Source organism: Anoxybacillus sp. CHMUD (genome assembly GCF_013096965.1).
Taxonomy (GTDB): domain Bacteria; phylum Bacillota; class Bacilli; order Bacillales; family Anoxybacillaceae; genus Anoxybacillus; species Anoxybacillus kestanbolensis_A.
In genome coordinates this window covers 1-891 of sequence record NZ_SDLG01000060.1, presented here as the reverse complement: position 1 = coordinate 891, position 891 = coordinate 1, and the positions used below count along the sequence as shown (strand labels likewise).

Here is an 891-nt window from a genome sequence, read left to right as displayed (position 1 = left end):
ATCAAATACAACTCTAGTAAATCCAACATTCGTTTTTCGTCATCCACTAGTAATATCGTGTACACTTTCATCCCCCTTCGGCAATGTAATAACTATCTTTGTCCCTTTTCCGAATTGGCTCGTTGCGTAAATCGAACCGCCGTGCGCTTCGACAATTTCTTTCACAATCGCCAAGCCTAATCCCGTCCCTCCGCCTGTTCTCGATCTTGATTTATCCACCCTGTAAAATCGTTCAAAAATATGCGGCAAATCTGCTTCAGGAATTCCTATTCCTTCGTCGGAAATCATGATCATCACGTTCTTTTTCTCCATTCTTACATCAATGGAAACGGTAGAACCTTGATGCGAATATTTTAACGCATTGTCCAAAAGATTCATCATCACTTGCTCAAAACGCTGTTGGTCGATATGGACGGTAATGTTTTCATCGCAGTGGTAGACAAGAGACATATTTTTCGTCTGAAAAGCAGGATACATTTTCTCGTATATTTTTTTCAAAAAAAGGCAAAGCGGAGTTGGCTCTTTCTCGATTTGAAACGAATGTTGATCCATTTTCGCAAGCTCAAACAAGTCTTTCACTAACTTTTGCATATGCTCTGCTTCCTCATAAATAATGGACAAATATTTTGCTCTTTCTTCCTCCTCAAGCGTTGGCCTTCTTGCAATGTCCGCATATCCTTTGACGTACGTCAACGGAGTACGAAGTTCATGAGAAATACTGGCGAGAAATTCGTTTCTTTCTTTTTTTAAGTATTCTAAATCCTTTGCCAACGTTTGAATCGCTTTACCTAGCTGTGCTAGCTCGTCTTTTCCTTTTACTTGCAGACGAACGGAGAAATCGCCCTTGCTTAGCTTTTCAGTCGCTCGCTTCATACGAATGAGCGGAATCGT

1 protein-coding gene is annotated in these 891 nt (G+C 40.7%); it reads right to left on the bottom strand.

Features of this window, described 5'->3' with window-relative positions:
* Positions 1-39 precede the first annotated feature (39 nt).
* Positions 40-891 (bottom strand): HAMP domain-containing sensor histidine kinase (locus tag ETB99_RS14590; RefSeq protein ID WP_171700933.1); only part of this gene is annotated, 852 nt, incomplete at its 5' end.